Annotated in this window: 20 protein-coding genes and 1 tRNA gene; 14 read left to right on the top strand and 7 right to left on the bottom strand. The window is 43.0% G+C overall.

All coding sequences use genetic code 11. The annotated features are described in order from the left end of the window. Positions 1–382: 382 nt before the first annotated feature. Positions 383–456 (bottom strand) — tRNA-Asp (locus ABIB50_RS05625). Between the two features lie 842 nt (positions 457–1,298). Between ABIB50_RS05625 and ABIB50_RS05620 the strand changes: the two genes are divergently transcribed. Together ABIB50_RS05620 and ABIB50_RS05615 are read left to right on the top strand one after the other, a co-directional pair. Next, a complete protein-coding gene (locus tag ABIB50_RS05620; protein ID WP_429377977.1) occupies positions 1,299–2,438 on the top strand; it encodes an acyl-CoA dehydrogenase in 1,140 nt (379 codons plus the stop codon). 45 nt (positions 2,439–2,483) lie between these two features. Continuing rightward, positions 2,484–3,710 (top strand): peroxiredoxin family protein, encoded by a 1,227-nt coding sequence (locus ABIB50_RS05615; protein WP_429377976.1) that lies wholly within the window; start codon positions 2,484–2,486, stop codon positions 3,708–3,710. A 40-nt stretch (positions 3,711–3,750) separates the two neighbouring features. Here the strand turns inward: ABIB50_RS05615 and ABIB50_RS05610 are convergent, their stop codons facing one another. Continuing rightward, positions 3,751–5,784: a YfbK domain-containing protein gene (locus tag ABIB50_RS05610; RefSeq protein ID WP_429377974.1), complete on the bottom strand. Its 2,034-nt coding sequence runs from the start codon at positions 5,782–5,784 to the stop codon at positions 3,751–3,753. 95 nt (positions 5,785–5,879) lie between these two features. Between ABIB50_RS05610 and ABIB50_RS05605 the strand changes: the two genes are divergently transcribed. Together ABIB50_RS05605 and ABIB50_RS05600 are read left to right on the top strand one after the other, a co-directional pair. Further along, a complete protein-coding gene (locus tag ABIB50_RS05605; protein ID WP_429377973.1) occupies positions 5,880–6,449 on the top strand; it encodes an RNA polymerase sigma factor in 570 nt (189 codons plus the stop codon). Continuing rightward, entirely contained in the window at positions 6,439–8,070 is a 1,632-nt protein-coding gene (locus ABIB50_RS05600; protein WP_429377971.1) for a carboxypeptidase-like regulatory domain-containing protein, read from the top strand. The genes ABIB50_RS05605 and ABIB50_RS05600 overlap by 11 nt, the downstream gene beginning before the upstream one ends. A gap of 3 nt (positions 8,071–8,073) precedes the next feature. On the opposite strand, the gene pepT is transcribed toward ABIB50_RS05600, so the two are convergent. Beyond that, the gene (pepT, locus tag ABIB50_RS05595) at positions 8,074–9,327 is read right to left on the bottom strand and encodes a peptidase T (protein ID WP_429377969.1); all 1,254 of its coding nucleotides are present in this window, start codon (positions 9,325–9,327) and stop codon (positions 8,074–8,076) included. Positions 9,328–9,416: 89 nt separating this feature from the next. Here pepT and ABIB50_RS05590 point away from each other — a divergent pair, with 89 nt between their 5' ends. From ABIB50_RS05590 to ABIB50_RS05570, 5 genes are all read left to right on the top strand, one after another. Continuing rightward, positions 9,417–10,145 carry a hypothetical protein gene (locus ABIB50_RS05590; protein WP_429377967.1) on the top strand — a complete coding sequence of 243 codons (729 nt, stop codon included), beginning with the start codon at positions 9,417–9,419 and terminating at the stop codon, positions 10,143–10,145. 3 nt (positions 10,146–10,148) lie between these two features. After that, positions 10,149–10,508, top strand: a complete 360-nt coding sequence (locus ABIB50_RS05585; protein WP_429377965.1) for an MmcQ/YjbR family DNA-binding protein — start codon at positions 10,149–10,151, stop codon at positions 10,506–10,508. 40 nt (positions 10,509–10,548) lie between these two features. After that, positions 10,549–11,847, top strand: a complete 1,299-nt coding sequence (locus tag ABIB50_RS05580) for a M14 family zinc carboxypeptidase (RefSeq protein WP_429377964.1) — start codon at positions 10,549–10,551, stop codon at positions 11,845–11,847. Positions 11,848–11,921: 74 nt separating this feature from the next. After that, positions 11,922–12,290 (top strand): hypothetical protein, encoded by a 369-nt coding sequence (locus ABIB50_RS05575; RefSeq protein ID WP_429377963.1) that lies wholly within the window; start codon positions 11,922–11,924, stop codon positions 12,288–12,290. Beyond that, positions 12,287–12,919 (top strand): rhomboid family intramembrane serine protease, encoded by a 633-nt coding sequence (locus ABIB50_RS05570; protein ID WP_429377961.1) that lies wholly within the window; start codon positions 12,287–12,289, stop codon positions 12,917–12,919. Before ABIB50_RS05575 ends, ABIB50_RS05570 begins: the two co-directional genes overlap by 4 nt. Here the strand turns inward: ABIB50_RS05570 and ABIB50_RS05565 are convergent. After that, positions 12,888–13,877: a hypothetical protein gene (locus ABIB50_RS05565; protein ID WP_429377959.1), complete on the bottom strand. Its 990-nt coding sequence runs from the start codon at positions 13,875–13,877 to the stop codon at positions 12,888–12,890. The genes ABIB50_RS05570 and ABIB50_RS05565 overlap by 32 nt on opposite strands. Before the next feature lie 73 nt (positions 13,878–13,950). Here ABIB50_RS05565 and ABIB50_RS05560 point away from each other — a divergent pair, with 73 nt between their 5' ends. From ABIB50_RS05560 to ABIB50_RS05545, 4 genes are all read left to right on the top strand, one after another. Then, on the top strand, positions 13,951–14,496 hold the full coding sequence (locus ABIB50_RS05560) for a hypothetical protein (protein WP_429377958.1): 546 nt from the start codon (positions 13,951–13,953) through the stop codon (positions 14,494–14,496). After that, entirely contained in the window at positions 14,493–15,506 is a 1,014-nt protein-coding gene (locus tag ABIB50_RS05555) for a dipeptide epimerase (protein WP_429377956.1), read from the top strand. Before ABIB50_RS05560 ends, ABIB50_RS05555 begins: the two co-directional genes overlap by 4 nt. Positions 15,507–15,557: 51 nt before the next feature. Then, positions 15,558–16,373 (top strand): MBL fold metallo-hydrolase, encoded by an 816-nt coding sequence (locus ABIB50_RS05550; RefSeq protein ID WP_429377954.1) that lies wholly within the window; start codon positions 15,558–15,560, stop codon positions 16,371–16,373. 173 nt (positions 16,374–16,546) lie between these two features. Then, positions 16,547–18,760: an ATP-binding protein gene (locus tag ABIB50_RS05545; RefSeq protein ID WP_429377953.1), complete on the top strand. Its 2,214-nt coding sequence runs from the start codon at positions 16,547–16,549 to the stop codon at positions 18,758–18,760. Positions 18,761–19,161: 401 nt separating this feature from the next. Here the strand turns inward: ABIB50_RS05545 and ABIB50_RS05540 are convergent, their stop codons facing one another. From ABIB50_RS05540 to ABIB50_RS05530, 3 genes are all read right to left on the bottom strand, one after another. Next, on the bottom strand, positions 19,162–19,743 hold the full coding sequence (locus ABIB50_RS05540; RefSeq protein ID WP_429377952.1) for a DUF4142 domain-containing protein: 582 nt from the start codon (positions 19,741–19,743) through the stop codon (positions 19,162–19,164). 59 nt (positions 19,744–19,802) lie between these two features. After that, the gene (locus ABIB50_RS05535; RefSeq protein WP_429377951.1) at positions 19,803–20,762 is read right to left on the bottom strand and encodes a D-2-hydroxyacid dehydrogenase; all 960 of its coding nucleotides are present in this window, start codon (positions 20,760–20,762) and stop codon (positions 19,803–19,805) included. 252 nt (positions 20,763–21,014) lie between these two features. Continuing rightward, on the bottom strand, positions 21,015–22,757 hold the full coding sequence (locus ABIB50_RS05530) for an L-lactate permease (RefSeq protein ID WP_429377950.1): 1,743 nt from the start codon (positions 22,755–22,757) through the stop codon (positions 21,015–21,017). 95 nt (positions 22,758–22,852) lie between these two features. Between ABIB50_RS05530 and ABIB50_RS05525 the strand changes: the two genes are divergently transcribed. Next, positions 22,853–22,978, top strand: a complete 126-nt coding sequence (locus tag ABIB50_RS05525; RefSeq protein WP_429377949.1) for a hypothetical protein — start codon at positions 22,853–22,855, stop codon at positions 22,976–22,978. Positions 22,979–23,009 lie beyond the last annotated feature (31 nt).

Genomic DNA, 23,009 nt, shown 5'->3' with positions numbered 1-23,009 from the left:
ACTAAATCTAAACTTCTAAATAGGTCACCGATTAAGGCACTTTTCATCGAAAAATAGATCGCGTCCCAAAAGGACTAGAACCCTCGGCCCCATATCAATGAGGTCAATTGAGGTGCTTTGATATCAACCGAAATCCAGGTGTTCCAAGAGTCAGAAATTTGCGTAGTTTTGAGGTGTTTTAAACCCTTATTTTGCTATCCTAACCAATTGAATACCATTTAGTTAACGTTAATTTGAGACTAAATTAGTGAATAGAAACAGGTCGCCGAATAGGTCACCTGGGTGAGTCATAAATCCTGAGTAGTTATGCGTTTTTTTGAGCAAAAAAAAACGCTTAAACCAAATGATTTAAGCGTTTTACTAAGCCTTGCGGCTCTTTTAGCGGAATGGACGGGACTCGAACCCGCGACCCCATGCGTGACAGGCATGTATTCTAACCAGCTGAACTACCACTCCGTTTGGGATTGCAAATATACGCTTCGCTTTTTATTACACAAGATGTTTTTTCAAAAAAATGATAAGATTCAAGTAATCAGTCTATTATCTATTTAAGTTCTCTTTTTGTCCACTTTGCTTATTTTGTCCAATTATGCGAATATTGTGCTTAAAAACCTACAGCGGATGTCTACTATAACAGAATACCGTACATAAAAACTACAATATTGGCCTGTATTTTAATATATTCCCCTGAAAAAACCCGATAGGGATACATCAAAGTAATAACACACTTTACGTAAAGTTTCAATGCGAATGTCAATTTTCCCCGACTCTAAACGGGCTATATTAATATTAGTGTCCGAATAAAATTTCTCCTGCGTTACTTGGTTCTGCCTGCGTAATCGTTTAATTTGAAGCGAAATTTTGCGTTTAAAGGCGTTATCAGAGTTGTCAAGGTATTCAAAATCAGTTAATAGCATAGTATAGCGACGTTATAGGTTAATATCTAAACAAATGAAAATTTAACTTACGTTAGGCTAAAATAGTATAAAATTAGCAAAAGTTTATTTTTAAATTCTGACGAATAAGTCGTTGCTGCTATTGATTTATGGCAATACATTTGTTGTATACAAAATAACAAAGGCCCTACATATACCTATGAAACCTTTATAAAGGAGCCTGCGTATAAATACTGAATTCTCAGACACCCAAGCTGAGGTTTATTTGTTCTTTGTTTTGGGTTTAATCAATAGTTTAAATTAATTAGGGGAAAGGGAGCTTCAAAAGAGCTCTCTTTTTTTTTGTTCGATTTTTTGCTATGCATGCATAATACTTCTATATTTACCGTATAACTTCCATATATGTATTTCGAGTTTACCGAAGAACAATTAATGATACGCCAGGCCGCGCGGGATTTTGCACAAACCGAATTAAAGCCGGGTGTAATAGAGCGCGATGAGCACCAAAAATTTCCAGCCGACCAGGTTAAAATGATGGGCGAGCTGGGTTTTTTAGGCATGATGGTATCGCCACAATATGGGGGCAGCGGTATGGATGCCATATCGTATGTACTGGTAATGGAAGAGCTATCTAAAATAGATGCCTCGGCATCGGTAGTGGTATCGGTTAATAATTCATTGGTATGTTACGGCCTTGAAAAGTATGCTAACGAGGCCCAAAAGCAAAAATATTTGGTTCCTTTAGCTAAAGGCGAAGTAATAGGCGCGTTTTGTTTATCAGAGCCCGAGGCGGGATCAGACGCTACGGCACAGCATACCACCGCTGTTGATATGGGCGACCATTACCTGCTAAACGGTGTAAAAAACTGGATAACCAATGGCAATTCCGCCTCTACCTATTTAGTAATGGCGCAAACCGATGCATCCAAACGCCATAACGGTATTAATGCCCTAATTGTTGAAAAAGGCATGGAGGGGTTTACCATCGGCGCTAAGGAAAATAAAATGGGCATCCGCGGATCAGATACCCATTCGCTGCATTTTACGGATGTTAAAGTGCCTAAAGAAAACCGCATTGGCGAAGAGGGCTTTGGGTTTAAGTTTGCCATGACCACTTTAGAAGGCGGGCGCATTGGTATTGCGGCTCAGGCTCTGGGCATAGCATCCGGCGCTTATGAGCTGGCTTTAAATTATGCTAAAGAACGCAAGGCATTTGGCAAATCAATAGCCGATTTACAAGCCATCCAATTTAAACTGGCAGACATGGCTACCGAAATTGAGGCAGCGCGTTTATTGTGTTTAAAGGCCGCCTGGCTTAAAGACAATGATCAGCCCTACGGTAAAGCAAGCGCCATGGCTAAAGTTTTTGCATCAGAAACAGCTATGAAAACCACTATCGAAGCGGTACAAATACATGGGGGTTACGGCTTTGTAAAAGAATACCATGTTGAGCGCTTAATGCGCGATGCCAAAATAACCCAGATTTATGAGGGCACTTCAGAAATTCAACGCATTGTCATATCCCGCGATGTGTTGAAATAATAGGCTGATTTTAATTATGTTTGATAGTAACAAAAATTATCAACTATGAAGATCCGGTCGGTATTAGCCTTTTTGGCCCTAACCTTTACCTATAATTCGTTTGCGCAAACCACACTTAAATCGGGAATCTGGCGCGGCGTAACTAAAACCGACAAGGGCGTTGAGATTCCGTTTAATTTTGAGGCGATCACCATATCAGGCCGTACCATACTGGCAGTAATGAATGGTGCCGAGCGCATTAAGGTAACCGATATAAAATATAAAGGCGATTCGGTGTTTATCCGCATGCCGCTATTTGATTCAGAATTTAGGGCAAGGCGCGTCAATGGTAACCTGGTTGGTAAATGGACCAAAAACCTGGGCACTAAATATGTAACTATGGCTTTTACAGCTACGGCAAATACGCCGTGGCGGTTTAAAACCCCGCAAAAGCCTGCAGCAAATATTACGGGCCGTTATAGTGTACCTTTGGGTAAAGCGCCAAAGCAGGATATGACTGTTGGCGAGTTTAAGCAGGTTGGCTCAAAGCTTACGGGCACTTTCCTCTCAACAACCGGCGATTACCGTTATTTAGAAGGTGTTGTTACCGGCAATGATGTGTACCTGTCATGCTTTGACGGCGGGCACGATTATTTATTTACCGCTAAAATTGCAGGCAACAGGTTGGTTAACGGTAAATTTTACGCTAACTTAAGCAGTGTTGACGACTGGAGCGGCGTTAAAAACCCCAACGCCAAACTGCCCGATGCTTACTCACTAACATCACTTAAACCGGGTTATAAAAAACTGGCTTTCACGTTTAAAGACGTTAACGGTAAAAGAGTATCATTAAGCGATAGCCGCTATAAAAACAAAGTTGTTATTGTGCAGATCTTAGGCTCGTGGTGCCCTAACTGTATGGACGAAACAGCTTACCTGGTAGACTACTACACAAAATTCCACTCAAAAGGTGTTGAAGTTATTGGTTTGGCTTATGAGCGCACTACTGATCGGGCTAAATCACAACGCACGGTTAAGCAATTAATAAATCGGTTTAGCATACCTTACCCGGTATTGTTAACCGGTTATACACCAGCGAAAGGCGATCCGGCTAAAAGCCTGCCGATGATGAAGGATGTATTGGGCTTCCCTACCACCATCATCATTGATAAAAAAGGCGATGTGCGTAAAATACATACCGGCTTTAGCGGCCCGGGCACCGGCGAACATTATACCGATTTCATTACCGAGTTTGAACGGCTAACACTCCATATGCTCGGCGAGCGCAGTTAGCCTAAACAAAAAGCCCCCGTAAGCCGGGGGCTTTTTTGCTTTATTTAGCCGCTGTAACTGCTGTCGTTTTCATCATATCCCTCGTACTCTCAGCTAAGCGGATAAACTCGGCGCGGTAACCGTTATCATCATCGCCTTTGGCTTTTTTCGCCATGGTTATTACCTGCTCAATTTTAGAATCCTGTTTAAATTGCGAATCGCGCAGCAGCATACCATATTCCGCTACCGCGGCAGCAAACCTGAAATCAGTTGAAGTATTAGCCTGGCTAAGCGGTTTATCTTTAACCGTTACCAATTCCATTTTACTTTTATCGCCATCTGGCTGTTTGTAGCGGAACTTTATGGTCATTACCTCAGACGAGGTATTGACTTTAACCGCCTCCTCTGTTTTTTGATATTTAAGCGGATCAACACTGCCGGTAAAGCTATCTTTTACTCCTACCGGGATGATCTCATATAAAGCAGTTACCGTATGCCCAACGCCCATATCGCCGCCCAGCTTGGTATCGTTATTAAAATCTTCTTTGGCCATTAAGCGGTCCTCGTAGCCTAACAAGCGATAAGCCTGCACCTTACCGGGGTTAAACTCTACTTGTAGCTTTACATCTTTAGCTACAGTAAACAAGGTGCCGCCAAACTCGGTAACCATTGATTTTGTTGCTTCGGTAATATTATCAATGTAGGCATAGTTACCGTGTCCTTTATCAGCCAGCAACTCCATTTTGCTGTCTTTATAGTTACCCATACCAAAACCAAGTATAGAAAGGCTTACACCCGATCCACGCTCTTCTTCAATCAACTCTTTCATGTCTTTATTAGTTGACGGGCCTACATTAAAATCGCCATCGGTAGCTAATATGATGCGGTTGTTGCCTTTTTTAAGGAAGTTTTTCTTAGCTATATCATAGGCCATCATAATGCCGGCGCCGCCGGCTGTGCTGCCACCTGCCCCAAGCTGATCGATCACATCTTTTATTTTTTGTTTATCACTGGCCGGGGTTGATTCCAGCCTGACACCAACTGAACCTGCATACGTAACTATGGCGACATTGTCTATCGGCCTTAACTGGTCTACCAGCATTTTCATGGATGTTTTAACCAGCGGTAATTTATTAGGCTCGCTCATTGATCCTGATACATCAATTAGAAACACCAGGTTTGACGGGGGCAGTTTATCCAGCTTTACATTTTTTGCCTTTAGCCCTATGCGTACCAGTTGGTGTTGCGGGTTCCAGGGCGCGGCGGCAAGTTCAGTTTGAATTGCCACCGGTTCGCCACTGGTCGGTTCAGGTAGGTTATATTTAAAATAGTTTATCATCTCCTCTATCCGCACCGCATTTTTTGGCGGCAGTTGGCCTGCATTAATAAAGCGGCGCACATTGGCATAGGATGCGGCATCGACATCGACAGCAAAAGTTGAGAGCGGGGTAGATTTAGGGTCGATAAATTGGTTTTCGTTAATATGTCCGTAGCTTTCTGTACCCGGAGTAGCCGAAACTCTTGGTGCGGTATACCCATAAGTGCTTTGAGCAGCTAACCCACGGATATTTACCGTGCCGCGCATTCCTACGGCTCCGAAGTTCTGAGTATTGGCACCGGCAACTTTGCCTTGCAATAACTGCTCTACATTACCAACAGGGTTGTCCTGCACCTCTTTGCCTGTAACTATATATGAACTACCGGTGGTTTCATCGCGGTTGCGCTTTACATAGCCGCGTATTACCACTTCGTTTAACGATTTGCTGTCGGCCACTAAACTTACATTAAGCACAGTTTGATTAGGTTTAAGCTTTATTGATTGCGAGGTATAACCCAGCGAGATAAATACAAGCGTTGCGCCGTTATTAACCACCACAGTATATTTGCCGTCAACATCGCTTTGGGTCAAACCTTTGCCATCTGTTCCTATCGTCGCCCCAACTACAGCCCGGCCATTTGTTCCGTCAACTATTTTACCGGTTACCGTTATTAATTTATTGTGATGGCTTGAAATTACTATACTGGTTTTCACAACCGGTGCCGCAACGCCGGTAAAGCTTACTAAAGCCGCCAGCAGGATAAAATACTTTCTCATAATTATATTTTTTAAGATTTATGGATTTTACAGATAGGATGCATCTTATTGTTGATTTCCATAAATCATAAAAAAAAATTATTTTGTTGCTCTGCATGAACTTCCTAAAAAGCCAACCTTCTGTTATTGACATTACCGACGAGAGGCTGTTGCAGGAGTATAAGCAAACAGGCGATTTAAAAACGCTTGCGACCTTATACGAAAAATATATGCACCTTATTTATGGGGTATGTTTAAAGTACCTGGGCGACGAAGAGCAAAGCAAGGATGCTGTAATGCAGATATTTGAGGAGCTTATAATAAAGGCTGCCCGCCATGATATTAAACAATTTAAGCCCTGGTTGTATACCTTAAGCCGTAATTTTTGCCTGATGCAATTACGGTCGGGTAAAAAGTTGCAAACAGAATCAATGCCCGATTTTATGGAATTTGCCGACGATGCGCATCCTTATGAAGAACGCGAAGGCGATATGCAGTTGCTGGAACGCTGTAAAGAGAAACTGCCGTCGGCACAAAAAGCAAGTATCCAGCTGTTTTATATGGATGAAAAATGTTATAAAGAAATTGTTGACGAAACCGGGTATAGACTTAACGAGGTGAAAAGCTATATCCAGAACGGGAAACGGAATTTAAAAATATGTTTGGAGAAGAACCGTGAGCGCTAAAAGAAACGACATATCGCAAATTAACAAATACCTGCAGGGTAAACTGGATGCTAAAGCTATGCACCAATTGGAGCGCGACGCGCACGACGACCCATTTTTGATGGACGCGTTAGAAGGTTATGAAAAAGCAGGTTTAGATCAGCAAACTAATCTTACCGAACTGGCAGTGCGAATTAAAAAACGGATTGCTGATGAAAAGAAACGCAGTGTATTATTATGGAGAGTTTTGCCAATTGCGGCAAGCGTATTAATTATGCTGGGAGCGGGTTATTGGTTTTTTAAACCCAAAGCCGATAAGAACCAATATGCTAACGTGGTTACGGTTGATAGTGTCCAAAAATCGCCCGTGGTTAAACACCTCAATAATAAGCCCGTACAGAGAGCGTTAGCAAAAGCTGATCATCCTAAAAGCCCAACGGGCACCCGCATAGTTCCTAAAACAGATACCGTTGATACCCGGATGACAATTGTTAATAAAGCTAAGAAATTTGAATATATCCTGAAAAAGATGGAAGCGTTAAAGGTTGACACTAATGGGCTCATTGCCAAAAACGGCCAGTCGGTTGTCGGGATACGGCATAACGGGGAAAATTTTTCCGGGGCAGCCGCAAAAACCGAAATATATGGCGCAAAAAACCAAGTAATAGATACGAATTATACCTATTCTGGCGATCCGGTTGTGAGAGGCTATGTAAAGCGTAACAAAGATTTGACTTTGGGCAGTCCATATATAATTACAGGTAAAGAAGTGCAGGACAACCCGGTTGGTAATGTGGAACAGCTCTTGCAAGGAAAGGTTGGGGGCATTAACGTCAAAAATAATACCGGAGCACCCGGTATGCGCGGCACGGTAAATATTCGCGGGCTCTCTGCTATTGACAGCAGTAAGTGGGCCGAAATGGCAAAGGATGCCTCAAAAAAATATGTAACTGTATCCGGTGAGGTAAAAGGTATATATGGTGAGGCATTAGAAGGCGCAACGATAGGTGCTGCCGGCAAAGGCTTAACACAGGTCGATGCAAACGGCAAATTTACGGTAACTGTACCTGTCGATATCAATACACTTGTCGCAACCAACATAGGTTATAAGACGCAGGTAATTAAAATTGATAAACAAACTAATTTAAATATAAAGTTGATGCCCGACGACAGGTCTCTAAGCGAGGTAGTGATACGCGGTTACGTTAAACGTAACCGGGACGAAACGACAGGTAGCTCATACATCGTAACCGGCAAGGATGCTAAAAAACCAACAGGGGCTGCCGATAATATCGGGCAGGGTAAGGTGCCCGGTAAATTCCTGCCGATTAACCCGGGGCCAGCGGCTAAAGAACCGGCAACCAACAGCAATTGCAATGAAAACCTTACGTTTAAGGACCGGTTTTTTGCCAACATCGCGATTGTAGAAAAACATACTATCGACAAAACCGGACACCATGAAAGCACAATAAGTTACCGGCGGTTTTTAAAAGCGCTTAAATTTATTTCAAAATATGCCCGTGTGTCTATCAATCTTGATAAAAAATCTACTACCGGGTATCCCGATCTGCAATCTTTTCAAACAGAAAAAGCGGAATGGCTTGAATGGTATGAAGCTAATAAGTGCAATAACCTGAAATAAGGTTTACGCCTTCTCTTCCCACACCATACACAAATGCAAAATGGTCTCAACAGCTTTTTGCATGTCCTGTACCGATACCCATTCCTGCTTGCCGTGAAACGCATGCTCGCCGGCGAAGATATTGGGGCATGGCAGGCCCATAAAAGATAAGCGCGAGCCATCCGTACCGCCACGGATGCTGCATAACTTAGCATTCAGCCCGGCGCGTTTAATGGCTTCCATGCCATATTCGACAATTTCCGGGTGTTGGTCAAGCACCACTTTCATATTTCGGTATTGCTCTTTTACCTGTAATTTGTATGATGACCCGGGGAAATCTTCCAGCACCTCATCGGCCAGTTTCCTTAGCTCGTTGGCATACCTTACAAGGTACTCTTCATCAAAAGCGCGGATTATAAAATCGATACTTGCCTGCTCAACATGCCCAGAAATCCCTACGGCGTGTATAAAGCCCTCCATTCCTTCAGTATTTTCGGGCGATAGTTCATAAGGCAACATCGTCACAATTATCGATGCAATTTTTAGCGCGCTTTCCATTTTGCCCTTTGCAAAACCAGGGTGAGTGCTTACACCATTAATTATAAGTTTGGCACCATCAGCACTAAAAGTCTCGTTCTCCATATTGCCAGCGTTTTCTCCATCAATAGTATACGCGGCGTAAGCGCCCAGTTTTTTGATATCAACCTTATCTACACCCCGGCCTATCTCTTCATCCGGCGTAAACAATATTTTTATGGTACCATGTTTAATTTCGGGGTTATTTATCAGCTGGTAACACGCGTCCATTATTTCGGCAACACCGGCCTTGTTATCGGCACCTAATAAAGTGGTGCCGCTTGCGGTTATTATATCATTACCTATTTGGTTTTTTAGGTCAGGATGTTCGCTCATCCGCAATACTTGCGACGGATCATCCGGCAACACCAGGTCCTGGCCCTGGTAATTTTTATGGATAATAGGTTTTACACCCTCTCCGCTACAATCGGGCGAAGTGTCCATATGCGAGCAAAAACAAATTACCGGAACGTTCGGTTTGTCGGTATTTGCAGGTATCGTGGCATATACATAACCAAACTCATCTAAATGGGCATCAGTTACTCCAATGTGTTGCAGTTCTTCGACTAATATCCGCCCCAGGTCCTTTTGCTTTTCTGTTGACGGAGAGGTGGTTGATTCGGGATTTGATTGCGTATCGACACATGCGTAACGAAAAAAATTTTCTGCTACGGTAAAATTATTTAATAACCTAATTTTCATATATTTATGTTGATAATTTTAATTTTTTTTTAAATATTTGTGACAAGTTTAGCCCCCAATATTAACGTGTAAAGATTGATTAAAATTTGATGTCTAAAAAGGTTACTTTATTTTTTATTTTAGCGGCATTAAAGCTATCTGCAAATGCCCAGGATAGCTATAACTTTTCGCATTGGGGCATTGGGTTTTTTGCCAGCTCTAATTTTCCGTATGCTGATTTGAAGCAAGCCAACCAGGGCAAAACGTTCAACGTTACCGGTTATTATAATTTAACACCGTATGTCCCGCTGGGGCTTGAAATTCAGACGGGCGGCGTCTCGGGCGGAAGTATCATTACCGATGAGTCCAAACGGCAATATGATAATCATTACATGGCAGTTATTGTACATGGCGATTTGTCACTCGGTGAGATAATGGACTATGACGGTAATTTCTTCTTAAAATTTGCAAAGGACCTATACTTTGGTACCGGCTTTGGTATGATCAACAATAAAATGGCCTTTATACAACGGACCAACTTGATAGCCAATGGTTACCCGGTTGGTGGTTATACCTTTCCGGGGCAAAATTCAAGTGCTAATTTAATAGTGCCTATACGCTTTGGATATGAGCTTAAAATATATAATACTTACGGCGAACCATTTATGGGCTTGAATATAGGTTATATTCACAACATGACCTGGGGCGAGGGCTTAGATGGCTATACCGATTCTTCAAAAGGGTTTAAAAATAACTCGAACGACCAATATCGCCAGATTGTAGTTGGAATAAAGATCAATTTCGGATCGGCTGTCCCTTACACCAAACAGATCAATTAACGCTTGAACATAGAAGAGCTACGCGATTATTGCCTGGAAAAGCCTGGCGTTACCGAAGGGTTCCCGTTTGATTCGGACACCCTGGTTTTTAAAGTTGCGGGCAAAATGTTCCTACTAACCGGGTTAAAGCAGGGCGACCGTTTTAATGTTAAGTGCGACCCTGAACTTGCTGTTGAATTGCGCGACCGTTACACCGAAGTGCAACCCGGCTATCATATGAATAAAGCCATGTGGAACACTGTTTTCATTAACGGGACATTAACCCATAAGCAACTGTTGGAGATGATAGACCATTCTTACGATCTGATACTTAAAAGCCTGCCTAAAAAAACCCGGGCCGAAATTACCGGCGTTTCTGAATAATACGTACCTTAAAGGTCGAATTAACTGCTAAATACTCACAATGAAAATATTTGCCCTGGCGCTCTCTGCCTGTTTATTTGTTGTTGCCGCACATGCCCAGCTTACCCCTTTTGAATTAAGTAAGGACAAAAACTATACGGCAACCTACGCCCAGGTTATTAGCTATTACACTAAGCTTGCTAAAACCAGCCCGCAAATGAAACTGATAAATTACGGCAGTACAGACATTGGCAAACCGCTAACGCTGGTGGTGCTATCGCGCGACAAGGTTTTTGATCCGGCCACCATCAAAAAGCAAAACAAACGGGTGTTGTTAATTAACAACGGTATCCACCCCGGCGAACCCGAGGGTATTGACGCCAGCATGATGTTTGCCCGCGACTTGATGAAAAAGAATGGCCTGCCTAAAAATGTGGTGATCTGTATTGTGGCGCTTTACAATATTGATGGGAGCTTAAACCGCGGCCTAAGCCGCATCAACCAGAACGGGCCAAGCGCTTATGGCTTCAGGGGGAATTCGCGTAACTTAGACCTTAACCGTGATTTTATTAAGGTTGACAGCCGCAACACCATCGCCTTAGAAACTATTATTAATACCTGGAACCCCGAGATATTTTTAGATAACCACACCAGCGATGGCGCCGATTACCAATATGTAATGACACTGATAGAAACCCAGAAAGACAAACAAAACCGCATACTGGCCGATTATACCTCGAAAACATTATCGCCCGAGTTATATAAACGGATGAAGGCAAGCGGTTTTGAAATGACCCCGTATGTTGAAAGCGAGGATACCACACCGGACAACGGCATTGTGAGCTTTTTAGAAACGCCGCGCTTTGCGACTGGTTATACCGCCCAACATAACATCATCAGCTATATTACCGAAACGCACATGCTAAAGGAGTTTGACAAGCGCGTTTGGGCCACTTATGATTTTATGCAGGCACTGGTTGACATTAACGAGCGCGATGCCAAACTGATAGGCGAAGTAAAAGCTAAAGCGGATGAGGACGTAAAGCAACAAAAAACATTTGCCATGGGTTGGGCCGTTGATTATAAGAATGTAGACAGTTTAAGCTTTAAAGGATATTTTGGCGGCTACAAACCAAGCGAAGTAAGCGGACTAAGTCGCTTGTATTACGACCGCAGCAAACCTTTTACCAAAACCATCAAATATTTTGATAACTACGTAGCTACATTAACGGTAGATAAACCGGTGGCTTATATCATCCCGCAAGCTTGGGGCAAGATAATAGAGCTTTATAAGCTAAACAAGGTGGCTATGCGCCCGTTAGCGCACGATACGACCATAGCTGTACAAATGTTTACATAGCCGACTATAAAACCGGCCAGCGCCCGTATGAGGGCCATTACCTGCACAGCGGCGTAAAACTAACACCAACGGATTTGAAGATCAAGTTTTATGAAGGCGATTACGTGGTGTACACCAACCAGGCGCTTAACCGCTTTATAGTTGAAACTCTGGAGCCACAGGGTGTCGACTCATACTTTGCCTGGAACTTTTTCGATTCGATATTGGGATCAAAAGAAGGGTACTCGCCGTATGTTTTTGAAGATGTCGCAGCCGAGCTGTTAAAGAAAGATCCTGCATTGCGTAAAAAGCTGGATGATGAAAAAGCAAAAGATGCAACCCTGGCGGCCAGCGCCTCGGCGCAGTTAAATTTTGTTTACCGCAACTCGCCGTATTTCGAAAAAACATATCTTCGCTACCCGGTAGCGCGCCTGATGGCCAATACCAAATTGGACCTGAAATGATAGAATACTTAAAATTTGCGCCGGTCGCATCCTTCATATTTGCCCTAACCATTGGCGCATCCTTACTGGCTTTTAATAATGAGGGGCTATCCGGCAAATGGATGCTGCACCCTTATAGCATTTATCGAAAAAAAAATGTGTTTACGTTACTAACAAGCGGCCTCATCCATAAAGATTGGATGCACTTGATCTTTAATATGCTGTCGTATTATTTCTTTGCATTCCAGCTTGAAGGAGCTGTCGGTCATTGGCAGTTTGGGGTGCTATACATAGCCAGTTTAATATTAAGCGACCTGCCATCGGTTGCTAAACACAAAAATGATTATTGGTACCATAGCCTTGGTGCTTCGGGCGCAGTTAGTGCGGTTATATTTAGCTTTATTATGTATGCACCTATGACCAAAATGATGATCATACCCATACCTTTTGAGATCCCGGCAATAATATTTGGCGTGTTGTACCTGGTTTATTGCCATTATGCCTCAAAACATGCGCGGGATAATGTTAACCATGACGCTCACTTTTTTGGTGCTTTATGCGGTGTATTTATTACGGCAATTTTACACCCGGAGGTATTGCCCCAGTTTATCCACCAGCTTAGCGGGGGAGTTGGATTGCTGCTTCATTAACAAAGTTGCCATCGGCATCAAATAAAAAGCTCATGGGCTCTTCGGGGTTTTTGATGATCTCTAACAACAGGAAACCCCAGTTTTTCCAGAAGTTTTCTAATACCTGGCCGTAGGTTTTGTTTACCCAGTTGTCAAACAGCGGCTTGCTGCTTATCCCGCGCAGCGGCATAGCTTCAATATATAGTTCTTCGGCAACGGGTAGCAAATTGTACTCGGGCAGGCGGTTAAACAGGTAATTTGAGTAAAATACCCGCCCGCTAAACTCTTCAAACTGGATGGGGTGTAAGCTATTATCGCCTATCTTATCCAGCGTTTCCTGTTGATACCTGCGGTTGGCCCCATTATCCTGGAAACAAATGATCAACCCAAAATCTTTTATCCGTAAAGCAAAAGTAAGCGTATTAATCTCATCGCGATAGCCAAACTCCTGCTCGTTATTATCAACCTTAAACAAAAAAATGCTGTAAGGCGTAAAATCCTCAAAAAACACCGGCAGGTTAATGCTCTGCAACATTAAATGCAGGTTGCTAAATTTATGGATGATAGCTTTTGATATATTAAACTCCTCGCCCTGCGCATATTGCTGGCGGATGCCGGCCTGGATCTCATTAAAAATAATCCCGTACAATAATTTGCCCGCCCATTGAAAGATCTTCAACTCGTCTAAAGCTTTAACCGCCTCATAGCCGCTATTAAAAGCCGCGGCAATTTCTGCTTCTAAAGGTTCAAGAAAGGTTTCATTAACAGCGGCCGAACAGGGCAGTTTAATATCCTTGTAGGTGGCCATGCTTTCGTCGAGCAGCTTAAACGGCTTTTCTTCCAGGTCATACATGCGCATTAACCATTGCGGAAAAACCTGGATCTTTTCGTCTTCGCTGCTAAGCGTTTGCCCGGTTAAAAAACAAAGCTTATTGCTAAAATTAGCAGTTTCAAATGGTGCGTATGGTTGTACGGGCATGGATATAAATTACGCCGCTAAGATAGCCATCATTTTAAAAAGAAAAATTTAGCTTTGAGATTATGTTTTGCTTATGACCAACCGCCTTCGTGAACTTTCGGATAATGAACTGCAGCTATCGGCAAGCTCGGTGTTTAATTACGCGCATGCCGATAGTGTTACAGACCAAACAAGCACTCCGGCTCTGTTTGAGGACTATAAAGCTATCCATAACGCGTATTTGAACCTATATAAAGAAAGCCGTGATGCGGCAATTAAAACCGAGGCTTTAAAACGATTGATATTTTTAAACTGGTACTATTTGGCCGAGCCTAACCTGTTAACCGGTATCAGCGAGTTGCATGACGATACCATGTTAGAGGCTTATGAACTACTAAATGGCCTGTTACAGGCCGACGAATTGGACGACGAGTTTAAATGGATGCTGGCCTTTTACAGCAAATGGGATTATACTATCTTTCAATTCTCTGAAGACGGGTTGGACGAACTTACCGCCTTTGTAAAAGAAAACCGATGGGTAGTAAGGCAGCCACCGGCAAAAGAATTAATAGAAGGCAAAATGGATAACCGCGGCCAAATGGGGAAATACTTAACGGAACTAAGCGAGACTATACTATGAAGTTAACCAGGCGGCCATTCGAGCTTGAATTAAAGCACCCGTTTACTATTGCAAAGTTTTCGCGCACATCTACTCCAATAATGCTGGTGCAGTTGGCACACGAGGGATATATTGGTTATGGTGAGGCATCAATGGTGCCTTATATGGGCGAGAGGCACGAAAGTGCCGCGGCGTTTTTAAGTAAAGTTGATATTGGTCAGTTTAAATTTCCGTTTGATTTTGAAGCGATCACTAATTACCTGGATAGCTTAGAGCCTGGTAACCCTGCCATTAAAGCGGCAATTGATATCGCCCTGCACGATTTAGAAGGTAAATTATTAAATAAGCCCTGCTGGCAACTGGCGGGCAGCAATCCGGCCCTGATGCCGGTAACCAGCTATACTATCGGTATGGATACGCCCGAGGTATTTCTTAAAAAAGTTAAAGAGGCAGACGGCTTTAAAGTAATAAAAGTAAAGCTGGGTCGTGATACCGATAAAGAGCTGATCAACATTATTCGCTCGGTAACCGAGGTACCTATATATGTAGATGCCAACCAGGGCTGGACAGATCGCCAAAAAAGCCTGGAGATGTGCCATTGGTTGCAGGAACAAGGCGTGGTGTTAATAGAACAACCCATGCTTAAAACCGATACAGAAAGCAATGCGTGGCTTACACAACATAGCCCCATCCCCATTATCGGTGATGAAGCAGTACAGCGCCTGGGCGATGTTGAGAAGGCAGCAGGTATATATCATGGCATCAATGTTAAACTGATGAAATCGGCGGGGATGTATGAGGGCCGGCAAATGATATTGAAAGCAAGGCAGCTTGGCCTGAAAGTATTGATAGGCTGCATGAGCGAAACCAGCTGCGCATCCTTAGCTGCTGCGGCACTGGCCCCTTTGTGCGACTGGGCCGATATCGACGGCCCGTTTTTAACTAAAAATAACCCGTACCGGGATCCGGCTTTTGTTGATGGGAAATATGTGTTAAGTGACGACCCGGGCCTTGGTTTAGTGATAAAATAATTTGAGCGATAAAATTTTAATTATAGCCTAAAAACAGGTTAATTTGTATAAATGTCATTATTTGTAGCCTCTTTAAATTCAGGAAGCAATGGTAACTGCTATTACGTTGGTAATGAGCACGAGGCGGTATTGGTTGATGTGGGCATATCCTGCCGCGAAACCGAGACCCGCATGACCCGCCTGGGGCTTTCCATGCGAAAAATAAAGGCGATCTTTATATCTCATGAGCATTCTGATCATATCCGTGGGGTAACCGTACTTGCAAAAAAGTATAGCATACCGGTTTATATTACCCAGCCAACACTGCTGCATGGCGGCTTAAGGCTGGATGACCTGGTAACAGATTTCATTGCTGAACAACCTATCCGGATTGGACAGTTATTAATTACCGCTTTCTCAAAAATACATGATGCCGCGCATCCGCATAGTTTTACTATTGCCTGCGGCGACATAAAGGTTGGGGTATTTACAGACCTTGGCGCAGTTTGCGAAAACCTGGTACAACACTTCCAGCAATGCCACGCGGCGTTCCTTGAAGCTAATTACGATGAGGAAATGTTAGAAAGCGGTAGCTATCCTTATCATTTAAAACGACGGATCCGCGGCGGTATGGGCCACTTATCCAACAGGCAGGCACTGGCTTTATTCATGGATTATAAGCCCGCCTACATGACCCACTTGTTCCTGTCGCACCTGTCAAAGGACAATAACGACCCAACCCTGGTGCATAATCTGTTTAATACTCATGCCCGTGGTACAGAAATAGTAGTAGCATCCCGCTATCATGAAACTGCAGTATATCATATCAGCGGGACAGCCGTCCGTGCCTATGCCCCTTTGGTTAGCCTGCAAACCAGTTTGTTTTAACGGTAGCAAAGTCGCCCTGTCTCTTTTTTCTCAAAATAATTTACTTTAAGTTAGAATAATTTTTACAAAATGTTTTGTAGATTTATAACTACGGCAGGACTGTTATATAATCCTTTTACTTTATTAACTAAAATAGTAAAAAACCCTTTGCTGGATTCACTCGTATTAACAGTATGAATTTACCCCTACAACCAGATAACAAAGTGCGTATCACGTCTTTATTAGATGAAGCTTATGCTTGTAGGACCAATAATTTAAAACGCAGTACCCAGCTTGCCCAACAGGCCCTTGCGTTAAGCCGCGAACTTGATGACGTTGCATTAATAGCTAAAAGCCTTAGCCACGCTGCCCTTTTTGCCATGATTTTGGGCCAATATGAGCATGCCTTAACTATGTCGGCAGATGCTATACAGCTTTATGAGACATTGGAGGATGATAAAGGTATTGCCGATGCCAAGTATAATATTGCCGGTGTATATTATAAAACCAACAACTACCATTTAGGGCTGGTTAACCTGGTTGATTGCATAAACACTTACCGTAAGTATAACGACTATCACAACCTTGCCCGTTCGCATAAATCGCTTGGTACGGTTTATGAATATTTTGGCGATGAAAAAAATGCCATCCAAACTTATGAAGATTCTATAGTAGCGGCAAAACAAGCAGGCGATCTTAATTTGGAATCAAACGCCTATAACCCCCTTTCAGGCATCTATCTAAAAAAACACGACATGGAAACGGCTATGGACCTGATAGAAAAGGCGATAGCTATGAAGGTCCAAACCGGCGATATCAGAGGGCTGGCATTTAGCTATTACGGCAGGGGCAAAGTATACACTGCTCAAAAAAGATTCGAAAAAGCCGAAGAAGACCTTAAAGCATCTGTAAATATCCATCTGGAAATGGGCGAAACCCTGGGCCTGGGTATGGCCTACCATAAGCTGGCATCATTATATGTGGAGATGGGGCAGTTATCACAAGCCAAAGAAATATTAAAAAAAGGGCTTGACTATAGTACCGAGTACCATTTATCAATGGTGAAGTTTAAATGTTACCATTTATTTTATGAGATCTATAAGCTGGAAAACGACCCGGTTAGCTCGCTTAATTATTTAGAGCTGTACCTTAAAGAGCGCGAGAGTGTAATTAACGCGCAAACTTTAAAAGTTATTGAGAACTATGATCTCATTAACAAAATGGAGGCCCTTAAAAAAGAAGCACAACTGCAGTTGGAAAAAGCCGAGATCATCGAGAAGAAAAACCTTGCCGAGCAGGCCGCCATTGTAAAGCAGGAGTTTCTGTCTACCATGAGTCATGAGATCCGCACCCCATTAAACGCTATTATTACTATTGCCACCTTGTTGGGTGATAAGGTTGACCCGGAAGAGCAGGAGTTGATAAATGCTTTAAGATTTGCATCAAACAGTTTACTACTGCTGATAAACGATATCCTTGATTTTACCAAGCTTGAGGCGGGTAAAACAAATTTAGAAATGCGGCCCGCCAACTTTAAACAACTGCTTGATAACATAAAGAAAACTTATGATAGTCTTGCCCGTGAAAAGGGGATTCAGCTTAACCTGGTTTTAGACGATGCAATTGCCGAGTCGTACGAGATAGATGAGAATAAAATAGCGCAGATACTGGGAAACCTGGTAACCAACGCTATCAAATTCACTTATTTTGGACAGGTAAATATTGTAGTTGAACGGTTAAATTCGGCAGACTTTGAAGATGTACTCCTGTTTAAAGTTAATGACACCGGCGTAGGCATAGCGGCATGCCATTTGCACGATATTTTTGAAAGTTTTTCGCAGCCGCAATCTATCACCACCCGTAAACAAGGCGGCTCGGGCCTTGGGTTGGCCATTGTTAAAAAGTTAGTGAACCTGCATGGCAGCGGTATTGAGGTAAAAAGCACCGAGGGCATTGGATCGACATTTTATTTCGAGCTGAAACTTAAGCGTGCCGATAAACCCACTAAAGTATTCGCAAAATATTCGGACAGCTTACAGGGCCGTACCGTTTTACTGGCCGAGGACAATGTGATCAATGCCATGGTGATAAGCAAACTGCTGTCTAACTGGAAAATAACGGTCGAGCTTGCCAAAAACGGGTTGGAAGCGCTCGAAAAATCAAAGCAAAAAACATTTGATTTTATTTTGATGGACATACATATGCCGGATATGGATGGTTTTGAAGCTACTAAGCTGATAATCTCCGAAACTGATAATCCTAACCGTAAAACGCCAATATATGCACTCACCGCTGACGTAACGGCCGAGTATCAAAACGAACATCATTCTCACTTTAGCGGGTTTTTAAGAAAACCTATCGAGCTGAATAAATTATATGATGCTTTAATGAGTATTATACCTGCTTAGCGGGCGCTTTAGCCGGTGGAGGTCACTTCAGGTTAAATATAAATGAGCCCAAAACAAATTTATATTTAACCAACTTTACAATTTAAGAGGGGTTAAAAAAGGAGAAGTCCGCTAAAACTTCTCCTCTAAAATTAACTGATCTCATTATTCTCATAAAGAACGAATTGGTTTAGTCCGATTGTAACAAGTGTTGCAAAGGTATAAAATTCTATATACTTAGTAGAATAAATTTAAAAATAATTTTTTTTTCGTTTTTCCAAATGTTATTCTGTTATTACATGTTACGGCAAACTTATCGGTTGTATACACAACTCCCGGCTCTATTTGCTAAAAACAAAAAAAGCATACAGCCTGGCCGTTGCCCGCAGTATGCTTTTCACAAAACAATATTTTGAATTGGCTTATTTCATGCCGTCGTGTATAGCATTTATATGTCCTAAATGGCCTTTTATAGTAGGCAATGTTTTATCAGCAAAAGCTTTAAGGTCCGGATCTTTTACATTTTTTGACGCGTCTTCAAACAAGTCTACAGTTGATTTATGGTCTGATACCATTTTATCTACATAAGCTTTATCAAAATCGGCACCTGCTTTTTTAGCAGACAAATCAGCTATCGCTTTTTTTGAATCCTCATTAACCTCAGCTGGTAAGGTAATGTTTTTAGTTGTAGCTATGCCCTTTAGCTCGTCGCCGGCTTTGCTATGGTCCATCACCATCATATTGGCAAACTCTTTCACTTTAGCATTTGTGGCTCTTTCCAAAGCCAGTTTGCTTAGCTCTATTTCGGTCATGCCGCCGTTGGCTGCGTCAACTGCAAATTTAGCGTCATCAGCAACTACCGCAATGCCGGTTTGGCCCGTAGTGGTGGTATCTTTTACCTTGTTTACACTGTCAGCAGCATCGGTGCTGTCTTTTGGGGTGCCGTTACAGGCGAACAATAGCCCGGCTGTAGCGATCATTAAAATTGAACTTAACTTTTTCATAGGTTTACTTTTGTTTCTTTCTAAGTAAACCAAGCGGCAGTTAATAAGTTTCAGGAAATTTAATTATTTATAACATTAACCGGCTGCCCCGCTATAAATGCTTCAAGATTACTTATCACAGTACCCATTAGGCGGGCGCGGGCTTCTTTGGCGGCCCAGGCAATATGCGGGGTTATAATGCAGTTCTTCGCCGTAAAAATTGGGTTATCAGCTGGTGGTGGTTCTTTTGACAGCACATCAGTGCCCGCGCCGGCAATAATATTATTGTTTAACGCGTGGGCCAGGTCGGCGTCATTAATGATGGGGCCGCGCGATGTATTGATCAAAAAGGCCGATGGTTTCATCTTACCCAGATTTTCCGCATTGATCAATCCCTGTGTGTCAGGCGTTAACGGGCAATGGATACTTACCACGTCTGATTGCTGCAGCAATTCATCCAAACTCACCCATTTAAAGTTTTTACGGTGTGATTGATCGGTTTGCCGCCTGCCGGTAGCAATAATATCCATATCAAAGGCTGTTGCTATATCCGCTACTTTTTGGCCAATAGTTCCAAACCCGATAATGCCCAAAGTTTTCCCGGCCAATTCTATCAACGGGTAATCCCAAAAACAAAAATCAACCGACTTAGCCCAGCGGCCAGCCATTACTTCGTCGCTATGTTTTTGTACGTGCAGGCAAAGCTCAAGCAGTAAAGCAAATACAAACTGCGCCACGGCGCCGGTTCCATAGCCGGGTACATTGCTTACCACTATCCCCTTTTGCCTGCATACTTCGGTGTTAACAATGTTGTAACCGGTGGCTAATACGCCAATATATTTAAGATCAAGGAGCTGGTTAAGTATGGCCTCGTCCAACGGGGCTTTGTTGGTTAGTACTATCGCGGCGCCTTCGCACCTTTCAGCCGTTTCGGCGTAGGGGGTTCTGTCGTATATAGTAACGTCGCCTACTTTATTTAGCGCGTCCCAGTCCAGGTCGCCCGGGTTAAGCGTATATCCGTCAAGTACTACTATTTTCATTTTATTGGGGCGATGTTTTATTTAAAAGTCTTGTTTCAAAATTTGGTTTCCGCTGTTTCATAGTATTAAACCCACTTAATTGCAAGTTACTTATCCTTAATTAGACACATCAAATCCTTGTTCACAATTACTGACGTAAAGGTTGTTCCATTTTGTTTCATCCAATTTTTACAAATCGCTTGTTTTCAAAATGTTAGCTTAAAATCTTGTTTCACCTGTTTCATTTATTTCACCTTTTCGTGAAACAAGACATCAGGCCTTTTTGCCGGTTAACTTAAGTGACGCCACAAATATAGCTATAACAACAGCCGTTAATATCAACCAGCTATAGCCCGGCAAGCCGGCATCAGCCACGCTTAAGGTATGCGCAACCGGCGCACTTTTCGGAATTATCCAGGTAAACCAATAGGCCTGCCCTAAAACAAAAAAGCATAAAAACAGCAGGATAAAGAAACTATGCTTTAAAGTAAACCTAAACAAAGCCGATTCTTTACCAACCAACCCACCTGCCGCGGCAGCTACCGCGATAGATTGCGGCGAGATCATTTTACCAACCACCCCGCCCGAGCAATTTGCAGCAACCGTAACCACCGGTGCAACGCCGATTTGGGTTGCTGTTACATATTGCAGTTTGGCAAATAAGGCGGTTGAGGCCGTGTCTGACCCGGTGATGAATACACCCAGCCAGCCCAGCACCGGTGCAAAAAACGGGAACAGCGGACCTGTATTGGCCAACAATAAGGCTATAGTGGTGGTAATACCCGAATCGTTAAGCACATAAGCAAAACTTAAAACCGACATGATGGTAATTATCGGGAACTTGAGCTGTTTCATGGTTTCGCCGAATACGGTTAGTGCTTGCCGGTAGCTCAATCCAATTACCGGTACTGCTACTAAGGCGGATATTAATACTGCTGTACCCGCTGCCGACAGGTAGTTAAATTTAAAGATATGCGCCAGCGGTTTCCCGGATAAATCGACAATAGCGTTGTGTAAACCGGGGAAATTAAATTGCAACTGACTTTTAGCGTTCAGGAATTCTTTAACCGGCGGCAATCCCCAGGTTAGTATAACTACAGTCAGCAATAAAAAGGGCGACCAGGCGGTAATCACCTCGTTAAATGTATAATCTTCCTTTACCAATTTTAACGGCGATTTTTCGTTAGCGAAACGCCAGATGTTTTTGGGCTTCCAGAATTTTAAGAATACAACCAGGCATATTATAGACCCAATACCCGCGACAATATCAGGCAACGCGGGACCCAGGAAGTTAGATGTTACAAATTGCAGCACAGCAAACGATCCACCCGAAACCAATATTGCCGGCAGCACCTCCATCGACTTTTTAAAGCCAGCCATAATCATCACCAGGTAAAGCGGTGTGATCAAGGAGAGGACGGGCAGCGTCCGGCCTATCATTTGCGAGATCTCCATTTCGGGCAATCCGGAAACCTGTGAAGCTACCGCAACCGGGATGCCTACCGAACCAAAAGCTACCGGAACTGTATTCGCCAACAGGCAAAGGCCCGTGGCATACATGGCATCAAACTCCAAACCTACCAGCATAGCTGCTGATATTGCTACCGGCGCGCCAAAACCTGCAGTTCCCTCTAAGAAAGCTCCGAATGAAAATGCGATGAGTATGGCCTGCAAACGCCTGTCGGCGGTGATGGATGCCATAGAATGTTTAATAACCTCGAATTGCCCGGCTTTAACGGTAAGGTTAAACAAAAATACTGCGCTTATTACAATCCAGCATATAGGGAAAAACCCATAAAGCGCCCCATTTGCCACAGATAAAACTGCCAGCTTTACCGGCATTTCATAAACAACAATTGCTAATACTATGGCTACAGCACAAGCCATCAAACTGGCTTTGTACCCTTTGCTTTTCTTGATGATTAGCGCCCAAAAAACAACCAATACGGGCATTATCGCAACCAGTGCAGACAGGGTAAGGTTATGCAGGGGATCAACAGGCTGAATCCAGGTCATAATTAATTGGTGAGTTAAATTTAACAATTATTTTAAATTATCACTTATCAATCAAAAGATTACGAATCATCCTATCAGATAACTCAGAAGTTAAAATGAAGACTGTTACAGGTGTAACATGCGTTACCGGTGGCACACCCGTTTCTGTAACAGTAACACTGTCCCGGGGTGTGCCAACTGTGCCAGGTGTGCCACCTGTGCCTGGCACAGTACAGCAATAAAACTTACGAAGTCTTAGAAACTTCGTAAGTT

This window comes from Mucilaginibacter sp. UYCu711 (genome assembly GCF_050433825.1).
Taxonomy (GTDB): Bacteria; Bacteroidota; Bacteroidia; order Sphingobacteriales; family Sphingobacteriaceae; genus Mucilaginibacter.
The sequence above is the reverse complement of the archived record's forward strand: the minus strand, read 5'-3'. Positions and strand labels throughout refer to the sequence as shown.

Bases quoted from the DNA above. Each gene is read 5' to 3' on its own strand.
- ABIB50_RS05620 (WP_429377977.1), top strand. From the start codon at position 1,299: ATGTATTTCGAGTTTACCGAAGAACAATTAATGATACGCCAGGCCGCG.
- ABIB50_RS05615 (WP_429377976.1), top strand. From the start codon at position 2,484: ATGAAGATCCGGTCGGTATTAGCCTTTTTGGCCCTAACCTTTACCTAT.
- ABIB50_RS05610 (WP_429377974.1), bottom strand. From the start codon at position 5,784: ATGAGAAAGTATTTTATCCTGCTGGCGGCTTTAGTAAGCTTTACCGGC.
- ABIB50_RS05605 (WP_429377973.1), top strand. From the start codon at position 5,880: ATGAACTTCCTAAAAAGCCAACCTTCTGTTATTGACATTACCGACGAG.
- pepT (WP_429377969.1), bottom strand. From the start codon at position 9,327: ATGAAAATTAGGTTATTAAATAATTTTACCGTAGCAGAAAATTTTTTT.
- ABIB50_RS05590 (WP_429377967.1), top strand. From the start codon at position 9,417: ATGTCTAAAAAGGTTACTTTATTTTTTATTTTAGCGGCATTAAAGCTA.
- ABIB50_RS05580 (WP_429377964.1), top strand. From the start codon at position 10,549: ATGAAAATATTTGCCCTGGCGCTCTCTGCCTGTTTATTTGTTGTTGCC.
- ABIB50_RS05570 (WP_429377961.1), top strand. From the start codon at position 12,287: ATGATAGAATACTTAAAATTTGCGCCGGTCGCATCCTTCATATTTGCC.
- ABIB50_RS05565 (WP_429377959.1), bottom strand. From the start codon at position 13,877: ATGCCCGTACAACCATACGCACCATTTGAAACTGCTAATTTTAGCAAT.
- ABIB50_RS05560 (WP_429377958.1), top strand. From the start codon at position 13,951: ATGACCAACCGCCTTCGTGAACTTTCGGATAATGAACTGCAGCTATCG.
- ABIB50_RS05555 (WP_429377956.1), top strand. From the start codon at position 14,493: ATGAAGTTAACCAGGCGGCCATTCGAGCTTGAATTAAAGCACCCGTTT.
- ABIB50_RS05550 (WP_429377954.1), top strand. From the start codon at position 15,558: ATGTCATTATTTGTAGCCTCTTTAAATTCAGGAAGCAATGGTAACTGC.
- ABIB50_RS05545 (WP_429377953.1), top strand. From the start codon at position 16,547: ATGAATTTACCCCTACAACCAGATAACAAAGTGCGTATCACGTCTTTA.
- ABIB50_RS05540 (WP_429377952.1), bottom strand. From the start codon at position 19,743: ATGAAAAAGTTAAGTTCAATTTTAATGATCGCTACAGCCGGGCTATTG.
- ABIB50_RS05535 (WP_429377951.1), bottom strand. From the start codon at position 20,762: ATGAAAATAGTAGTACTTGACGGATATACGCTTAACCCGGGCGACCTG.
- ABIB50_RS05530 (WP_429377950.1), bottom strand. From the start codon at position 22,757: ATGACCTGGATTCAGCCTGTTGATCCCCTGCATAACCTTACCCTGTCT.
- ABIB50_RS05525 (WP_429377949.1), top strand. From the start codon at position 22,853: ATGAAGACTGTTACAGGTGTAACATGCGTTACCGGTGGCACACCCGTT.